Genomic DNA, 15,546 nt, shown 5'->3' with positions numbered 1-15,546 from the left:
TCCTAGTTAGGATCGGGTTCCCCAGCGACCGCCGGACTCGGTCCGGCTCGGTCGACCAGGGCGACGGCGCGGGTTGCCGTCGGTGTCGGTGGCCGCGCCCAACTGTTTGATGAGAGCGGCGAGCTGAGAGCGGATCTGGCGGATTTCCTGGATCCGGGGCTCGATGATTTCCTGCCCCATGGATCCCTTGGATGTGGTCGGCTGGCCGTCCTTGACCCACGCACTCTGGATCAGGTCGAGCATCGTTCGCGTCTCGGCGATCTGCTCCAGGATGGCCATCTCAGAGAGGGTCAGTTCCTGCTCCTCCAGCACGGCGTACCAATACGCCGTGGCGGCCGGGCTGCTGCCGATCGGTGGCGGGGGCGAGGAGGGCTCCACAGCGTTCTCTTCGACCACCTGGACAAGACCGGCGGCCTGAGCCTCGGCGAGGATGTCGAGGGCGGCTGAGTCGCTCGTCACGGCGACCATCCGAAGAAGACCCGGGCGTAGGTCACCAGGCTGGCGACCGCGATCAGGTAGGTGAGGGCGATCATCAGGCGTCCCACACGATGACGGGCTCGCCCGCTTCGCAGGCCTTGATCGAAGCCAGGTCGTGAAGGAACTGATCGGCCATGCCGATGCCGCCGACCTTGCCGTGGATAACCTCGCTGGCGAGGCGTTCGCCGAGGTGCTCGGCGAGGGCGTCGGGATCGGTGAAGGTCTTGACGGCCATCACTGCCCCCGGTTGATCTTGGCGGGCACGCGACGGATCTGGGCGAAGTCGATCAGGACGGGGAGTTCCACGCCCATTTCGCTGCCGGTCGGGGTGATGTAGACAGCCTGAAGGCTGCCGTCAGCGATCCAGCGTCGCACCGTCTGAAGGCTGCGATTCAGCCCTGCGGCGACGTCGGCCAGCGGAACGATATCGGGGAGTGAGGCGAACGGTTCGCCGGTCCAAAGAGTGTTGATGGGAATGCCTCCAGGTCGAGTGATTAGCGGGGTACAAGAAATGTCCGCATTCGACCTGGCGAGCTTGGATATTAGGCGTCCTAGCGCCTACGTCAATGATAAAGGATGAAAGGTGGTGGATGTGTGTGAGAGGCGATAATAGGTCCCGAGCCGGCGAGCCTCGTATGTTTAAACGACGCGCCCCGCCACCGATCGAAGTGGCGGGGCGCGTTGTCACATCCCCGTTGCCCCGGCGGGGATGGCCTGAATGGGGCGGAGGAGGACCGGCCGAAGATGGACCTTCGCCCCGCCTCTCTTGGCCTGTACTCGATCGAAACCGCGCGCGGTCATTCGCTTTCCGAAAGCCTTGTCCGAGAGGGGAATGCCGGAGCGGTCGGATAAGCGACGCCACTGCATGTAGTGGCTGTAGATCGCCGTCGTCGTTGCCCACGTGGACCGGTCCTCGTTGGTGGCGTCGATGACGTACGCATCGAACCACTCGGCGGAGTCGTCCTCGTCGGCGAAGTACATCGACTTTGCCGCCACCGACACACCAGGTTCGACAAGGCCGGTCGACGTCTCGGGCGAGTTGTAATCCTCCCACCAGCGCCGCGCGCCCTCGACCAGCCAGGCGAGGATTCCGGGGTACTCCCGCCTGAGCTTCTCCTCAAGCATCGGGTCGGGGTTGTCGATGAACGACTGCGTCCACGGGATTACCGTCACGCGAACCTCGGTTGCACGGTCCGGTGTCAGGTGGGGAAGGTGGTTCGTCACCAGGTGCACCTTGCCGGTGATGCGGATCCGAGTGTTGCCCTTGTAGTGAGCCCGCTCGGTGCGCGGATCGCCGGAGGTCACGCCCTTGATGATCTCGCCGTCGAGGGTGTCGCCCTCGTTGGTCTCGTTGAGCACAAGGAGCCGAGGACCCTGGAGATCGACGATGTCCTGACCGATCCGACCAGAGCCGCGCGTTGACTTGATGAGAGCTTTCGCCGGTGCGGGTGAGGCGTACCCACCGAGGATGTCGAGCAGCGCGTTGAACAGCACCGACTTACCGTTCGCGGTCGTGTCGCCCTGGTGGATGAACATGCGGCGCTCGCTGGTCAGATTGAACAGCGAGTAGCCGAGAGCCTTCTGGAGGAAGTCCCGCACCTCGGGGTCAGGGTGCGAGGTCTCCAGGAAGCGCCGGAAGGTCGGGATCGCCATATCCGGATCGTGCGCGATCGGCGACGCAGTCGCGATCATGTCCTCGGGCCGGAGCTCCCGACGTGCGCCGGTCCGCAGGTCGATGACGCCATTGGCGCAAGCGAACAGGTACGGGTCGGCGTCGAACTCCGACACGCTCGCGTTGACTCGCCAGGTCTCAGGATCCTGGCGCATGAGAGCGGCGACCGCGTTCTGCATCTCGACCTTGGGGCGCATCGCCTGCTTGAACTTGTCCCGCTGGGAGGAGTTCGGGATCTCCTCTCCCTTGTCGTTTCGCTTCGGGGTGTCGTCGTAGTGCCCAGACTCTCGCTCGGCCGCGACCCGCATCGCCCGACCAGCCCACTTGGCCGCCGTGTCGCCGTCGCGCTTCGAGGGAGCCGACCAGAGGCCGCTCTCCAGGCACTCGTACCAGGTGCCGTCAGCGAAGAGCAGGCGACCGTCGGTGAGCCGCACCGTACGCCGGGCGTTGCCCTCCTGGTCCCAACCCTCCTTGGGCCAGGACGTGTCAATGGCGGCGCCGTCGTCGGGGCGGGAGCCGCTGCTGTCAGCCGCCTCCCATCGGCGAGCACCCATGGCGCGGTCGATCCAGGAGCCGCCCACCATGTCGGCGGGCATGTCGCGTGACTTGTCGCCGACGGTGGCCTGAGCAGACCGGAGCTTGGCCGCGTTGTTGGCGGCCGTCCAGTTGGCATCGGTCGGGGCGTGCTCGATCAGGATCGTCTCGATCTCCTCGACGCCGAACGGGAGCCACGAGGAGTTGGCCAACTCGACCAGGTTGCAGCAGACCGAATGAATGGTCTCGTCCCAGGGCTCGCCCCGGTAGTTGCGCCCGTCGGGGGTGGCCGCGTTCTTGAGGTCGAGCAGCCGCTGAATCTCGCCACGCAGGGCGGCGTCGAGCCACCGGGAAGCACTGGCCTGCTCGTCGGGCTTCATGGCCTCGTACTCGACGGTGTCGCCAGCGACGGGGAGCGCCTTGGCGTACGCCTGCGGCCGGATGAGCTCGAGAAGCCAGTCGGGGGCGTCGGCGATTGGCGCCTGACTGATGGTCGCGTACGTGCCCTTGCTGGTCACCGACGAGGGGGCGACGATCTGACCACCGTTGCCGCGTACGTCGATGCCGGGGTAATCGCCCTTGAGCCGACCACGGGAGTTGGTGACCTCGAAGTCGGCGGGGAGCTTGAAGAGGAAGTGTCGACCGCCGGAACCGGTGCTGTGGGTCCACGTCTCCGGCAGGGCGGCATAGCGAGCCTCAAGGTTCGCGAGGGACTCGTTACCGCCGTCCTTGGGGTCGATGTCGAGGACCCAGAATCCGGAGTCGTCGCCGGTGGCGATGCCGACATTGCGAGGGGCGCTCTCGGTGTCCCACACGCTGTAGGTGTCCTGCTTGGTGAGCCGCTCGGCCTTCTGCCACCCACCGTTGACGGGGTGCTTGCCGGGGGCGCAGTTGGCCTCGCCGCAGGTGCAGGAGCCATCAGCGTTTACACCATGCAGGGCGATGGGGCGCCAGCCCATGTCGATGGCGAAGCGGGCGTAGTCGCCCCGCCCGCCGTTACCGGCTGGATCGCGTTCGATGTCAGTCATTGGGATGCCGTGCGGCTTGCTCCCGCGAGTGTCTGGCTCGGGGTTCGGCTCTAGGTCCGATCGCTACGGCGACCTCTTCTCAGAGGTAGGAGGCAAGCATGGGCTGCTCTTTCGGGTTCGGCTCTCCACCCTCGGCGACGCCTCCCGGGTCGCTGTCAGGTCTTCAACACTGCTGCTCGCTCTGGCTTTGAAGAGGCGAGCCCCCGGGCCGGGAGCCAGACAACCAGGCCCGGGGAGTGAAGAACTTGCCTCCACCTAGATGGTACCGATGAGCGGCTTCCGTGTTGCGTGCCCGGCGAAATTGCCGGTGATCCGACCAGTGCGCGGCGGCGGCGGGTATCGAAACCCCTTCCGCCCGGAAAGGAGGGGTACCCGTTTGAGGTACCCGTTTCGATATGGGCACTTTCCCCAGGTCAGGACAGGATTTACTCAAGGTACCCGTTAAGTGCACAAGAGTCTCTCCAGGGGAAGAAAGACGTAGAGCTATACCTACCGATTTCCCTAGAACTACTCTTTGCAAAGAAACGGGTACTTCGGGGACCATTCGTCGTGACCTGGGGTTTTACCTCTCAAGAGCCAGGATGAAACGGGTACCCCAAACGGGTACCCCCTGAAGAGCTTTCGATACGCCGCCGCCGCGCACTGGTCGGCCGTCCGTCCGCCATCATCGCGGCCTTGACACAGTGTGCTACAAACCCTGCCTCACGGTGGGCGTTCCCGCTCCCCGAGGGTGCGTGGGGGTATATGGGGCAGGCTGAAAAACAGGAGGAGGGGAGTTAGTTCCAATCTCCCGCGCTATTGCAACCGGTCCCGGCCGGTCAGGCGGTCAAAGGGGGTACCCCCCGGGGGTAGGAGCAAGGCGAGGAAAGTATGTGGGACACGGCAGGCGCAAGCGACCAGGTCGACCAGGTGAACGGCGCCGACAGGGTCGACCAGTTGGAGAGTCGAGCGACCAGGTCGACTAGAACGAGCTCTGCCACAAGCAAGTAACAAAGTCTTGAGATATGAGACCGAGAGACACAAACAGGTAACAGTAAGGTGTCAATACAGTGACAGAATGACAGACATACTGGGGGTACGCGAATGAGGGTAAATAGGCCTCTGACCTGCGGAAACGCCTGGTTCCCCTCGCGTGCGCGCGTTCTCCCCTCCACTTGACACCGATGTTTTCCTGGATCCGTGCCACCGCTTTGCCGAGTGATGGCCAACCACCGAACAACAGACCGCCTAGTCAACGGACTAGGCCGACCGACAGGAACACATCATGACGAACACCAACGCCGCCGACGTCAAGGCCGACCAGGTCGCCACCGACAACGCGACTGCTTTCCTCGGCGCCATCCTCCCCGACCAGTCGGCTGCCGTGACCAAGGCGGCCAAGTCGATCCTCTCGACTGCAAAGACTCTCGCGACCCGGGCGGCCAACCTCGGCGATGCCCTCGCCGAGATGCACGCGGCTGCCGAGTCCAACGGTCACACGTTCCGGGACTACGCCACCGCTGCCCATGACGCCATCGTGGCCGCCGGTGACTGGTCGGTGGTCGACCTGGACACGCGTAAGGCAATCGCCGCCATGGTCGGGACGCGTGGCCGCCTGTCGTCTGTCATGGTCGCCGACGCTCTCAGCCTGTCTCAGTCGACCGCTAACCGAGTCATCCGCGCGGCCAAGTCTGAGCACGTCGACCAGGTCGCCGAGGCTGCCGCCGCTGCCGTCATCGCCGAGGCTGCCGACCAGGGTCACGACACCAACGCCGCCGAGGTGGTCGAGGCTGCCGAGGCTGCCGCCGAGTCTGCCCGCGTGGCTGCCGCTGCCGAGGCCGACCAGGTCGTTACCTCCTCGGGGTACGTGACCACGTCCGGCCGTGGCGACAACGCGACCCGCGCGGCCAAGGGGTCGAGCGTGGCTAAGTCCCTCGCGTCGACTCTGGCCAAGGTCGAGGCTCTGGCAGACGGCACGGTCGAGGCTGCCGACGTCGCGACCCTGTCCGCCGCTCTGATCGCCGCCGGTGAGGCTCTGGCCGCCCGCGTGGATGGCATCCGTGAGACGGTCGAGACCAAGCGACGCGCCGAGGCTGCCGCCAACGCCGAGGCTGCCGTTACCAAGGTCGAGGAGACCAACGCCGACCGCCAGAGCGGCAAGCCCTACCCCGCCACGGCAAAGGGTGTCGAGCGTGCCGAGGCTGCCGCCAAGGCCGCCGAGACTCTCGCCGCCGACCTGGCCGCCGAGGGTGTCGACCCCGCCATCGTCGAGCGTGCCAAGGCCGCCGCTGCCGTCGCCGGATCCATCTTCCGCACGACGCGCGCCGACGCCACCGACCGCGCGGCGGGCAAGGCTGCCAAGGATGCATCCGCGTGGCTCGCCGGAACGTTCGGTGACGAGATGGCAGCCAACCTGACCGACGGCAAGACCAACGGCGAGATTGTCGCCATGGTCGCCGGTCTCCGGTCCAAGGCCGCCGAGTTGCTCGCCGCCTGACCCTCACCCCCTCGCCACCTGAGGCGACCTGGCCGACCGGTCGGGTCGCCTAGGGGTGATTTGTCGCCATCCCCGGGCGGCCTAGTCACGTGACTAGGCCGCCCGGGGGAGTCGTCCTGTCAATGCCCTTTGCCGAGGGCATGCCACCGAACACAGACCGCCTAGTCATGTGACTAGGGGAGAGGAACCGACCATGTCTGACCCCTTCAACCTGCCACCGATCGAAGTCACGCCGCGCCCGACGATCCCGAACGGTCGAAAGGTCACCTGCTCATGCGGGGCAACGTTCCGGCTCGACTCGGAAGACGAGAACAACCACTACGTATGGGCGGTTCGGTGGGTCGACATCACCCGCCGTCTCGCCGAGGTCTCGAATCTGGGTCACTGTCCAGCCGCCGACGGTTTCGAGGGCGCCGTACGCCGGGCCCGATCGTCCTTCGGGATCAACCCCGCTTGGTATCGGGGGCAGGTCGTCAGGTGAGCCGCCGTCGCGAGGTCGAAGAGCTCGTCAAGGCAGCCGCCGACCAAGGCTTTCGATGCCAACCAACCCATAGCGGCGTGCGGATCCTCGGCAAGGACGGTCGGTCGACCGTCGGCGCCCACTGGACGTACTCCGACCACCGATCCATTCGCAATCTCCGGGCGGCCCTTCGCCGTCTCGGTGTCAAGGTCTGAAAGGACATCATCATGAGTAAGGCAGTGGCCGAGTTGCTCTCAGCGCTCCCCGGTTCCACCTTCGACAACACCGGCGGCGGGTGCATGGTCGTCGCCTGGCCGACCGGGGGTGACGGCGCCATCGTCATCACTGGCGTCTACGGCAACTCGGGATCCGACAACTTCTCGTGGAACGACCACGACCCCGACGTCGAGGACTCAGACCTCACCGGCTTCTATGCCGCGTTCCACGCCGCTTGGTTCGGCGAGGATCCCCAGGACATCGACCCGGTCGACGTCTACGAGTCCGAGCCCTTCGATGCAACCGCCGACCTCGACATCGACGGATGGTGGCCCGCCGACGAGTACGCGTTCTGCTCGATTCAGAACGGAGCTCACGCAATCGCTGAGGTCCCTCGCGTCGCCATCGCCGCCCACAACTTCGCCAAGTCTCTCTGATCTTGGCCGCCACGATTTGCCGGTCGTGGCTCCTCACCGAACAACGCCCTAGTCACGTGACTAGGGAGACAGGAACCACCATGTCTATCACCCCGAACATCGCCGGTCGTGAGTGCTGGTATGGCTGCGGCCAGCCTGCCACCGTGCGCATCGTGGCGGATCACCGTCACGGGTCTGTCACTCGTCGAGTCCGTTACGCCTGTGACGGTCACACCGAGCGCGCCGTATCCACGTTCCCCGCTCTCTCGTGGGACATCACTATCTCGGCACTCCCCAAGCCGACCGTCTGTGATCGGTGTGGTCGGCCGGTCGCCAACGTCGACGGTCGGTGGAGCGATACCGAGTCAGACACGGCCATTCTCGGATCCGGCCAGGTCTGCCCCGAGGGCGGTCGAGACGGTCTCCTTCACATCGTGAACGGATCGACGGCGGCCGACCATGGGTGACGTCGTCCATCTGCCCGGCGCCGAGGACGCCACGGCCGACGCATACGAGAGATGGGTCGAGACGGGAGAGATGCCGACGTTCGGGCCGGTCCTCGTCAAGGTCCTGACCATGGCTCGCGCCGAGATCCTCGCCGCGCGGTCTGACATCGCCCCAAACGAGTCCTGACTTAACGATTCGCCCACGGCAACCGCCTTGCTGCCGGACAATGGCAAGGCGGTTGCCGGAGTGGCTCGATCGAGCATTCGCCCGAGCAACCGAGACCAAATAGAAGGAACAATGAAGAACATCACCACCACTCTCGCGGCTGTCCTGGCCGCGTTCGTCCTGGCCGCCTGTGGATCGAGCGGGGGAGGGGAGTCGGCAGGCGAGAGCGACTCCGCGCGTCCCGGGCCGGGCAAGCCAGCCACGCCGACCCCGGCAACGCAGTCGAAGGAAGGAGTCGAGGCGGCTGAGCGGGCGATCGTGAAGGCGTACGCAACCAAGCGCTGGTACAACGCCTACTCACTCCAGAGCAAGCGATGCCGCACGATCACCGACTTCGAGACCTTCCAGGGTCAGATGTTGATGGCGTTCGGGATGCTCCCGCCGGACATGGATTGGACGATCGAGAGCGTTACGGTCCACTCGATCAGTGAGGACAAGAAGGTGGCGAAGGCCGAGGTGGTCATTCCCGACCTGAACGCCGCCATGGGACCGTCGTCGACCGAGGGTGACCGCTGGGTCTATGAGCCCAAGGATGGGGACATCGCCCAGGGTTGGAAGCTCGACGACTGCGAAGACAAGCCCGCGTCCTAGTCCGACCGAAGCGCCCCGCCATCGAGAGTGGCGGGGCGCTCTTTAAGTGGGTATATCCAGCCCGAGAAGTCCCTCGTGATGCTCACCTTCGGCGGTGAGCACCAGGTCCACGGCCGCATCGACCTGCCGCCGCCCGGCGAGGTCGAGGCATGTCTCGACAGCCTGCTCCTGCCCGCGGTCCGTCATCAGGTGCGCGGCATCCTCCTGGTCCTCTACGACAGCGGACCACGTTTCGGGATGAAGCTGGCCCGTCGGCTCGCCGAGCGTGTCGCCGAGTGCGACATCGACCTGATCGGGTGCCTGCGGGTGCAGGACGGCCGCTGGTTCGACCCGCTCGGCTTCCACGACGTGCCCGAGGAGGGTGTCGCCTTCGACATCGACGCTCACCCGATCCTCGCGCAGGCGGTCTTCGACGGCCGGATGGTGCGCCGCTCCCGACATGAGCTCGCCGGCTCCGTCGCCCCGCTGCCCGAGGCCGTCGCCGAGACCGAGGCGGCGCTGGAGCGGGCGGTGTCCTTGAAGACCTACGAGGTCGGCAGGCTCATCGACGACGCGGTCGCCGGCGCGGTCCTCTCCGCCGACCAGGTCGCCTCGCTGCTCCTCGCCCTGCGCGACCCGCAGCAGCGCGACGCCGCCTGGGGCGGGATGAGCCGGGACGAGGCCCGGGCCCACGTCCGGTTGTGGACCGATGTCGTCCGCCGCAGCCCGGAGGACCACCTCGCCCACCCGGCCGCGGTGCTGGCCTTCGCCGCCTGGCTCAGCGGCGACGGCGCGCTCGCCTGGTGCGCCCTCGACCGGTGCTTCGCGAGCGAGCGCCACCACGGTCTCGGGGTGCTGGTGGCGCAGATGCTCGACGGCGCGGTCCCGCCGACGGCGTGGGACGAGGTTCTCCTCCGGCCGGAGCGTCCGGCCTAGATGATTGATGCATGGGCTGGCCTGCTACGCGACGGCCACCCCATGCATCGATCATCTAGTCGTTGCGGTAGCGCAGCCGCTTCCACCGGCGGGTCAGCCCGGAGCGCGGGTCGACCCAGGCGTTGCGGGTCACCACCACGTACGTCAGCGGCTTGTCGATCTCCTGAAACACCTGCCGAGCGGCGGCGAGCCAGCGGAGGTCGACGTCCTCGATCCCTGGGCCGCCGGCGCGGGTCAGCCACACGATCGGATCGGGCACACCCGCCCGGCGGCGCATGCTGTGCAGGATGTCGGCGCGCAACCACTGGTCGGTTGGCTCGTCGTCGCGGTGGGCGTGCACGACCTCCTTGCCGCCGGGGACGCCGAGGTGCACCAGCGCCAGGAAGGAGCGCCGGTGCTCGGTGGCGGTGTGGTCGAGCACCGCCCGGCGCAGCCGCTTCTCGACCAGTGACGGGAGCGGCTCGTGCAGCCCCTCGATGGATGTCTCGGATCGGACAGTTGATGTGGTCATGCCCTCAGCGTGCAACGGATGCGAGATTCGTGCGGCGCGCTATCCACAGGCTTCACGAGGCGATGTCCGGCGAGATGAGGCAGGATGTCCCTTATGCCTTCGCTCCACATCACCGGCGACGAGGCCGCCGACAAGCTGCTCTCCGAAGACCCGTTCGCGCTGCTGCTGGGTATGGCACTCGACCAGCAGTACCGGATGGAAGATGCGTTCAAGGGCGGTCACAAGCTGGTGACCCGCCTAGGCCACCTGGACCCCGCCAAGATCGCCGAGATGGACCCCGAGGAGTTCAAGACGATCGCCTCCACACCGCCGGCGATCCACCGCTTCCCCGGCTCGATGTCGGCGAAGGTGCAGGGGATCGCCGCCATCGTGACCAGCGAGTACGGTGGAGATGTCACCCGGCTGTGGACCGAGGCCGCCAGCGGCAAGGACCTGCTCAAGCGGGTCCAGGCGCTTCCGGGCTTCGGGAAGCAGAAGGCCCAGATCTTCGTCTCCCTGCTGGCCAAGCAGCTCGGCGTCCGGCCCGAGGGCTGGCAGGAGGCGGTCGGTGACTACGCGCTCGACGGTTACCGTTCTGTGGCTGACGTCGTCGACGTCGACTCGTTGCAGAAGGTGCGTGACTACAAACAGCAGAAGAAGGCCGCAGCCAAAGCTGCCGGATGAGGCGATTGTGGACACGGTGCCCCGGATGGGGACTGTTCACCATCACCGTGGCAGAATGAATCTGCGGCTCTTGACGACCCCGGGCCCTGCCGCGCCCAAACTCAGTTTTCGATAAGTCTCGACCAAGTTCGACGGAGAGGTGTTCGTGTCCTCGAACGCGCGCAAGATACCCGCTGAGGTTCTCGCCCACCCTGCCGTGAAGGCACTGATCGACCAGGCCAAGCCGACTGGACGTGTGAGCCCCGACCAGGTCCGCCAGGCCAGCGAGGACGCCGCGGTCGAGCCAAGGCACCTGAAGGCGCTGCTCGGTCACCTGAGCACGCTCGGCATCTCGGTGGACCTCGGCACCGCCGTCGCCGGCCGTGCGGCCGCGGCGACGACCTCGACCCGCAAGACGACGACCGCCAAGGCGCCGGCCAAGAAGGCCGCCGTCAAGAAGGCCGCCGCCGCAGCCGACAAGCCGGCGAAGAAGACCGCGGCCAAGAAGGCTGCCGCCGACGAGCCGGCGCCGAAGAAGGCGACCGAGATCGACGAGGACGGCGAGGAGATCGTGCTCGAGGACGTCGAGGTCGATGTCGACGACATCGAGGTCGACGACACCGAGACCGAGACCGACGCCGAGGAGACGACGGTCGTCCAGATCGGTCCCGACGGCAAGAAGGTCCTGCCCGACATCCCGGACGAGCAGTTCGAGAAGGACGTCGCCGCCGACCCGACGATCAAGGAGGACGAGAAGGAGGCCGAGAAGCAGAGCTTCGTCGTCTCCACCTCCGACGACACCGACGAGCCTGAGCAGACCGTCATGGTCGCCGGCGCGACCGCCGACCCGGTCAAGGACTACCTCAAGCAGATCGGCAAGGTCCCGCTGCTCAACGCGGAGATGGAGGTCGAGCTCGCCAAGCGCATCGAGGCCGGCCTCTTCGCGGAGGAGAAGCTCGGCAAGGGCGGCAAGATCACCCCCAAGATCCTCGACGAGCTCGAGTGGATCGCCGAGGACGGCAAGCGCGCCAAGAACCACCTGCTGGAGGCCAACCTCCGTCTGGTCGTCTCGCTGGCCAAGCGCTACACCGGCCGCGGCATGCTCTTCCTCGACCTGATCCAGGAGGGCAACCTGGGTCTGATCCGTGCGGTCGAGAAGTTCGACTACACCAAGGGCTACAAGTTCTCGACCTACGCGACCTGGTGGATCCGTCAGGCCATCACCCGCGCGATGGCCGACCAGGCCCGCACCATCCGCATCCCGGTGCACATGGTCGAGGTCATCAACAAGCTGGCCCGTGTCCAGCGCCAGATGCTCCAGGACCTGGGCCGCGAGCCCACCCCGGAGGAGCTGGCCAAGGAGCTCGACATGACCCCGGAGAAGGTCATCGAGGTCCAGAAGTACGGTCGCGAGCCCATCTCGCTGCACACCCCGCTCGGCGAGGACGGCGACTCCGAGTTCGGTGACCTGATCGAGGACTCCGAGGCCATCGTCCCGGCCGACGCGGTCTCCTTCACCCTGCTCCAGGAGCAGCTGCACGCCGTGCTCGACACGCTCTCCGAGCGTGAGGCGGGCGTGGTCAGCATGCGCTTCGGTCTCACCGACGGCCAGCCGAAGACTTTAGACGAGATCGGCAAGGTCTACGGGGTCACCCGTGAGCGCATCCGTCAGATCGAGTCCAAGACGATGTCGAAGCTGCGACACCCGTCTCGTTCGCAGGTCCTGCGCGACTATCTGGACTGAGTCTGGCTAAGATCTCCCCGAACGCCCTCCCGGATGACTGGGAGGGCGTTCGCCATGGTGGATCCGCCGCTGCTGCGAGGCAGCCTCGTCTCAGGCTTTCTTGCGCAGCTTGCGTTTGGTCGGGCGTACGACGAGCACCGGACACGGAGCGTAGTTCTGGATGCGCTGGGCCGTGCTGCCCATCAGCACCGTGTCGCTCAGACCGCGGCTTCCCGATGCCACCACGATGAGGCCGGCCCCGATCTGAGAGGCCGCCTTGATGATCTCGTTGGCCGGCGAACCGCTCCGGATCTTCTTGTGCACCTTGGGCCCCCAGTCGTCGAACTCGCCCGCGACCGCGGCCACCGCGGACTCCGCCGCCTTACGGAAGTCGAGAGACTCGAACGCCGACGCCTTCGACGGCGCGAGGTCGTCGGAGAAGCCCACCGCGGCAAGTGGTCGGACCACGGCGATCACGGAGATGTCGCTGACCTTGCTCGGATCAGCGAACGACTTGAACTTGCGGGCAGCCTGCAACGACTGCTGCGACCCGTCCGTGGTGACGATGACGTGCATGCCGGTCATGATCCCTCTCCTTCGTGCTGGGTGTCCTCGACGGTGTCGTCGCTGGCCGGAGTCGGCTCGCCTCGCTCGACGCCTGCAGGACGGTCGCGATGGCCGAAGAGGCGCTCCGCGGCGTACAGGGCGAGGCCCAGCCCGAGAAGGCCCGCACACCACCACAGCGATGTCGGGTCGTCCACGATCACGTAGACCAGCAAGATGGCGTTGCCGAGCAGGCCGACGTAGAGAAGTGCGGTGTTGGCCCGGAAGGTGTCCGGCCCTTCGTCGGACCCGCGCAGCTTGAGGGCCGAGACGATGACGAGGCCGTAGATGAACAGCGTGAACACGACGGTGACGGTGGCCAGGCGCGCGACGACGTCGATGCCGATCCCCGCGTTCGAGAGCAGCTTGCCGACCACCAGCAGCGTGATCACCACGATGGCAGCGAAGATCAGGGCGACCCAGGGGCTGCGCCGGGCACGGTGGATCTTCGCGAAGACTCCCGGGACGACGTCTTCGCGAGCCATGCCGTAGAGGATGCGTGACTCGGTGACGACGGCGACCAGCGTCGTGTTGGTGATCGCCACCATCGCGATGACTGCGAAGAGGACCGTCATGAACCCGACCGGGAACGGCAGGATGCCTTCCTTGACCACCTCGAGAAGTGCAGCCGGCGACTCGGCCAGCTGGTCGAGCGGCACCGTGAGCGCCGCGGTCATCGCCACGATCACATAGATGGCACCAGCCGCCGCCATGCCGCCGACGAGCGCCCGCGGAAAGGTCTTGGCCGGCCTGACGGTCTCCTCGGCGACGTTGGCGGCGTTCTCGAACCCTGTCATGGCGAAGAAGGCCAGCGCCACGCCTGCGACGATCGCGAAGATCGGGTTGCCCTCGCTGGAGAAGTCGGTGAGCACCCCGAAGTCGGCGTCACCACGGCCCACGTGGATCACCCCGATCACCATGATGATGGCGAGCCCCGCGATCTCGACGAACGTCATCAGCATGTTGACCACCACCGACTCGGTGATGCCGATGAAGTTGACGACCGCGAGCGCGAGGACGAAGACGATCGCGACCAGCAACACCGGCGGCAGCGCCCAGACCTCGGCGAAGTACGAGGAGAACCCGGTCGCCAGCGATCCAGCGGCCGCGAAGCTGGCCGAGAGCATGCAGATGGTGACCAGGAAGGTCAGGAACGTGTTGCGGAAGGCCTTGTTGACGTAGAGCGCGGCCCCGGCTGCCTGGGGGTACTTGGTGACGAGCTCGGCGTAGGCGAGTCCGGTGATCGTCGCGATGCTGACGCCGACCGCGAAGGCCAGCCAGAAGGCGCCGCCCACAGCACCGGCGACGAGGCCGATCAGGACATAGACGCCCGAGCCGAGGACGTCACCGAGGACGTAGAAGAAGAGCAGCCGACCCGTGATGGACCGTTTCAGGTCACCCTCGTCCGGGTGGTCGAGCTCAGTGGCGGTCGTTGACAAGGTGCCTCCCGAATGGGTTGTCGGTGATCCAACCCGACCCTGTCCGGGTCACCATGTCAAGCATGCATCACCGACCGGGGTGTCGATGCAGGCCGAGTTCTCGTCGAACTCCACGGACTCTGCCCGAGATGTCAGCCGACGTCTGCGCTGAACTCGTTGTCGACGTAGACGTCCTCGGCGGCAGGAGCCTTCTTGATCATCTCGACCGACGCCATGAACTCGGCGAACTCGTCGAAGCCGGTCGGGGTGAGCGACCAGGTGACGTCGGGGTCGGTGATCTGGGTCTTGACCTCGTCGGCGCTGAGCTCGCCCTCGGACTCGGCGGAGAGGAGCTCGGCGGCCTTGTCCGGGTCGTCGTTCAACAGGGTGTTGGACTCCTTCAGCGCCGCGTAGAAGGCCTCGGTGAACTCGGGGTTGGCGTCGAGGAAGTCGGGCTTGGCGTAGATCGCGTTGAAGGTGGTGCGGCCGAAGAGGTCATAGCTCTTCAGGATCGGGTGGGCGCCGGCGGCGGCCTCCTGCGCCACGAACGGCGGGGCGGTGAGGTGGCCGGTGATCTGGCCGGAGACGAGCGCCTGGAGGCCGTCGGGGTGGCCCATGCCGACGATGGCCTGGTCGAGCGCGCGCGGGTCGCCGAGCTGCTCCCCGGCCGCCTTGCGCAGCGGCAGCGACTGGATGGAGTCGGGTGCCGGCATGGCGATCTTGGCGTCCTTCGGAAGGTCCTTCAGCGTCTTGATCGCGGGGTCCTTGACCATGAGCTGGAGGTTCATCTGGTTCATCGCGGCGACGGTCTTCCAGCCGACGCCGGCGTCGACGCCGACCAGGAACGGCGAGGCACCCATCGCGGCGATCTGCACGTCGCCGGCGATGACGGCGTCGCGCAGCGCGCCACCGGAGTCGAGCTCGCGCCAGGTGATCTCGGTGTCGGGCAGCGCCTCCTCCAGCACGCCCTGCTCCTTCATCAGCAGCAGCGTCGAGTAGCCCAGCCCCGGCTGGTAGCCGATCGTGACGGTCTCGGCCGGGCCGTCGGAGGCGCCGGCTCCGCAGGCGGTGAGCACGCTTGCGAGCAGCGTGGCAGCGCAGGCGCCTGCCAAGCCGCGCACGCGGCGACGGGATCGACGAATGGACATGGTGGAGCTCCTTGGTGTGGGGAGGGCGACGGGGGAGATGGCGG

At 66.5% G+C, this 15,546-nt stretch carries 15 protein-coding genes; 7 read left to right on the top strand and 8 right to left on the bottom strand.

Features of this window, described 5'->3' with window-relative positions; translation table 11 throughout:
- Window positions 1-6: 6 nt before the first annotated feature.
- The 4 genes from IEY81_RS17740 to IEY81_RS17725 form a co-directional block, all read right to left on the bottom strand.
- Entirely contained in the window at window positions 7-459 is a 453-nt protein-coding gene (locus IEY81_RS17740) for a hypothetical protein (protein ID WP_189119821.1), read from the bottom strand.
- Window positions 460-532: 73 nt separating this feature from the next.
- Window positions 533-712, bottom strand: coding sequence for a hypothetical protein (locus IEY81_RS17735; RefSeq protein WP_189119820.1), 180 nt, complete (start codon window positions 710-712; stop codon window positions 533-535).
- Entirely contained in the window at window positions 712-852 is a 141-nt protein-coding gene (locus IEY81_RS17730) for a hypothetical protein (protein WP_189119819.1), read from the bottom strand. The genes IEY81_RS17735 and IEY81_RS17730 overlap by 1 nt, the downstream gene beginning before the upstream one ends.
- 309 nt (window positions 853-1,161) lie before the next feature.
- Window positions 1,162-3,711, bottom strand: coding sequence for a phage/plasmid primase, P4 family (locus IEY81_RS17725; protein ID WP_189119818.1), 2,550 nt, complete (start codon window positions 3,709-3,711; stop codon window positions 1,162-1,164).
- 1,264 nt (window positions 3,712-4,975) lie between these two features.
- Between IEY81_RS17725 and IEY81_RS17720 the strand changes: the two genes are divergently transcribed.
- The 5 genes from IEY81_RS17720 (at window position 4,976) to IEY81_RS17700 (ending at window position 9,457) form a co-directional block, all read left to right on the top strand.
- Window positions 4,976-6,187, top strand: coding sequence for a hypothetical protein (locus IEY81_RS17720; RefSeq protein WP_189119817.1), 1,212 nt, complete (start codon window positions 4,976-4,978; stop codon window positions 6,185-6,187).
- 687 nt (window positions 6,188-6,874) lie between these two features.
- Complete coding sequence (locus tag IEY81_RS17715; RefSeq protein ID WP_189119816.1) at window positions 6,875-7,300, top strand: hypothetical protein; 426 nt, start codon at window positions 6,875-6,877, stop codon at window positions 7,298-7,300.
- Between the two features lie 438 nt (window positions 7,301-7,738).
- Entirely contained in the window at window positions 7,739-7,912 is a 174-nt protein-coding gene (locus IEY81_RS17710; RefSeq protein ID WP_189119815.1) for a hypothetical protein, read from the top strand.
- Between the two features lie 111 nt (window positions 7,913-8,023).
- Window positions 8,024-8,542 carry a hypothetical protein gene (locus IEY81_RS17705; RefSeq protein ID WP_189119814.1) on the top strand — a complete coding sequence of 173 codons (519 nt, stop codon included), beginning with the start codon at window positions 8,024-8,026 and terminating at the stop codon, window positions 8,540-8,542.
- A 27-nt stretch (window positions 8,543-8,569) separates the two neighbouring features.
- A complete protein-coding gene (locus IEY81_RS17700; RefSeq protein WP_268244508.1) occupies window positions 8,570-9,457 on the top strand; it encodes a DUF4192 domain-containing protein in 888 nt (295 codons plus the stop codon).
- A gap of 55 nt (window positions 9,458-9,512) precedes the next feature.
- Here the strand turns inward: IEY81_RS17700 and IEY81_RS17695 are convergent, their stop codons facing one another.
- Window positions 9,513-9,968 carry a hypothetical protein gene (locus IEY81_RS17695; protein ID WP_229787957.1) on the bottom strand — a complete coding sequence of 152 codons (456 nt, stop codon included), beginning with the start codon at window positions 9,966-9,968 and terminating at the stop codon, window positions 9,513-9,515.
- An 84-nt stretch (window positions 9,969-10,052) separates the two neighbouring features.
- On the opposite strand from IEY81_RS17695, the gene IEY81_RS17690 reads away from it, so the two are divergent.
- Window positions 10,053-10,631, top strand: a complete 579-nt coding sequence (locus tag IEY81_RS17690) for an HhH-GPD-type base excision DNA repair protein (protein ID WP_229787956.1) — start codon at window positions 10,053-10,055, stop codon at window positions 10,629-10,631.
- A 139-nt stretch (window positions 10,632-10,770) separates the two neighbouring features.
- Window positions 10,771-12,354 (top strand): RNA polymerase sigma factor, encoded by a 1,584-nt coding sequence (locus IEY81_RS17685; RefSeq protein WP_189119811.1) that lies wholly within the window; start codon window positions 10,771-10,773, stop codon window positions 12,352-12,354.
- A 90-nt stretch (window positions 12,355-12,444) separates the two neighbouring features.
- Here IEY81_RS17685 and IEY81_RS17680 read toward each other — a convergent pair whose 3' ends face one another.
- The 3 genes from IEY81_RS17680 to IEY81_RS17670 all read right to left on the bottom strand — a co-directional run bounded on the left by IEY81_RS17680 (window position 12,445) and on the right by IEY81_RS17670 (window position 15,502).
- Complete coding sequence (locus tag IEY81_RS17680; protein ID WP_229787955.1) at window positions 12,445-12,918, bottom strand: universal stress protein; 474 nt, start codon at window positions 12,916-12,918, stop codon at window positions 12,445-12,447.
- Window positions 12,915-14,375, bottom strand: a complete 1,461-nt coding sequence (locus IEY81_RS17675) for an APC family permease (protein ID WP_189119810.1) — start codon at window positions 14,373-14,375, stop codon at window positions 12,915-12,917. Before IEY81_RS17675 ends, IEY81_RS17680 begins: the two co-directional genes overlap by 4 nt.
- 131 nt (window positions 14,376-14,506) lie before the next feature.
- Entirely contained in the window at window positions 14,507-15,502 is a 996-nt protein-coding gene (locus tag IEY81_RS17670) for an ABC transporter substrate-binding protein (protein WP_189119809.1), read from the bottom strand.
- Window positions 15,503-15,546 lie beyond the last annotated feature (44 nt).

Origin of the sequence: Nocardioides luteus, from assembly GCF_014648595.1 — a bacterium.
GTDB lineage: Bacteria > Actinomycetota > Actinomycetes > Propionibacteriales > Nocardioidaceae > Nocardioides > Nocardioides luteus.
Note: the sequence above shows the minus strand (reverse complement) of the source record. Positions and strands in the feature narration are given on the sequence as shown.

Coding starts and splice junctions, on each gene's coding strand:
- IEY81_RS17735 (WP_189119820.1), bottom strand. CDS start 712: ATGGCCGTCAAGACCTTCACCGATCCCGACGCCCTCGCCGAGCACCTC.
- IEY81_RS17725 (WP_189119818.1), bottom strand. CDS start 3,711: ATGACTGACATCGAACGCGATCCAGCCGGTAACGGCGGGCGGGGCGAC.
- IEY81_RS17720 (WP_189119817.1), top strand. CDS start 4,976: ATGACGAACACCAACGCCGCCGACGTCAAGGCCGACCAGGTCGCCACC.
- IEY81_RS17715 (WP_189119816.1), top strand. CDS start 6,875: ATGAGTAAGGCAGTGGCCGAGTTGCTCTCAGCGCTCCCCGGTTCCACC.
- IEY81_RS17710 (WP_189119815.1), top strand. CDS start 7,739: ATGGGTGACGTCGTCCATCTGCCCGGCGCCGAGGACGCCACGGCCGAC.
- IEY81_RS17705 (WP_189119814.1), top strand. CDS start 8,024: ATGAAGAACATCACCACCACTCTCGCGGCTGTCCTGGCCGCGTTCGTC.
- IEY81_RS17695 (WP_229787957.1), bottom strand. CDS start 9,968: ATGACCACATCAACTGTCCGATCCGAGACATCCATCGAGGGGCTGCAC.
- IEY81_RS17690 (WP_229787956.1), top strand. CDS start 10,053: ATGTCCCTTATGCCTTCGCTCCACATCACCGGCGACGAGGCCGCCGAC.
- IEY81_RS17680 (WP_229787955.1), bottom strand. CDS start 12,918: ATGACCGGCATGCACGTCATCGTCACCACGGACGGGTCGCAGCAGTCG.
- IEY81_RS17670 (WP_189119809.1), bottom strand. CDS start 15,502: ATGTCCATTCGTCGATCCCGTCGCCGCGTGCGCGGCTTGGCAGGCGCC.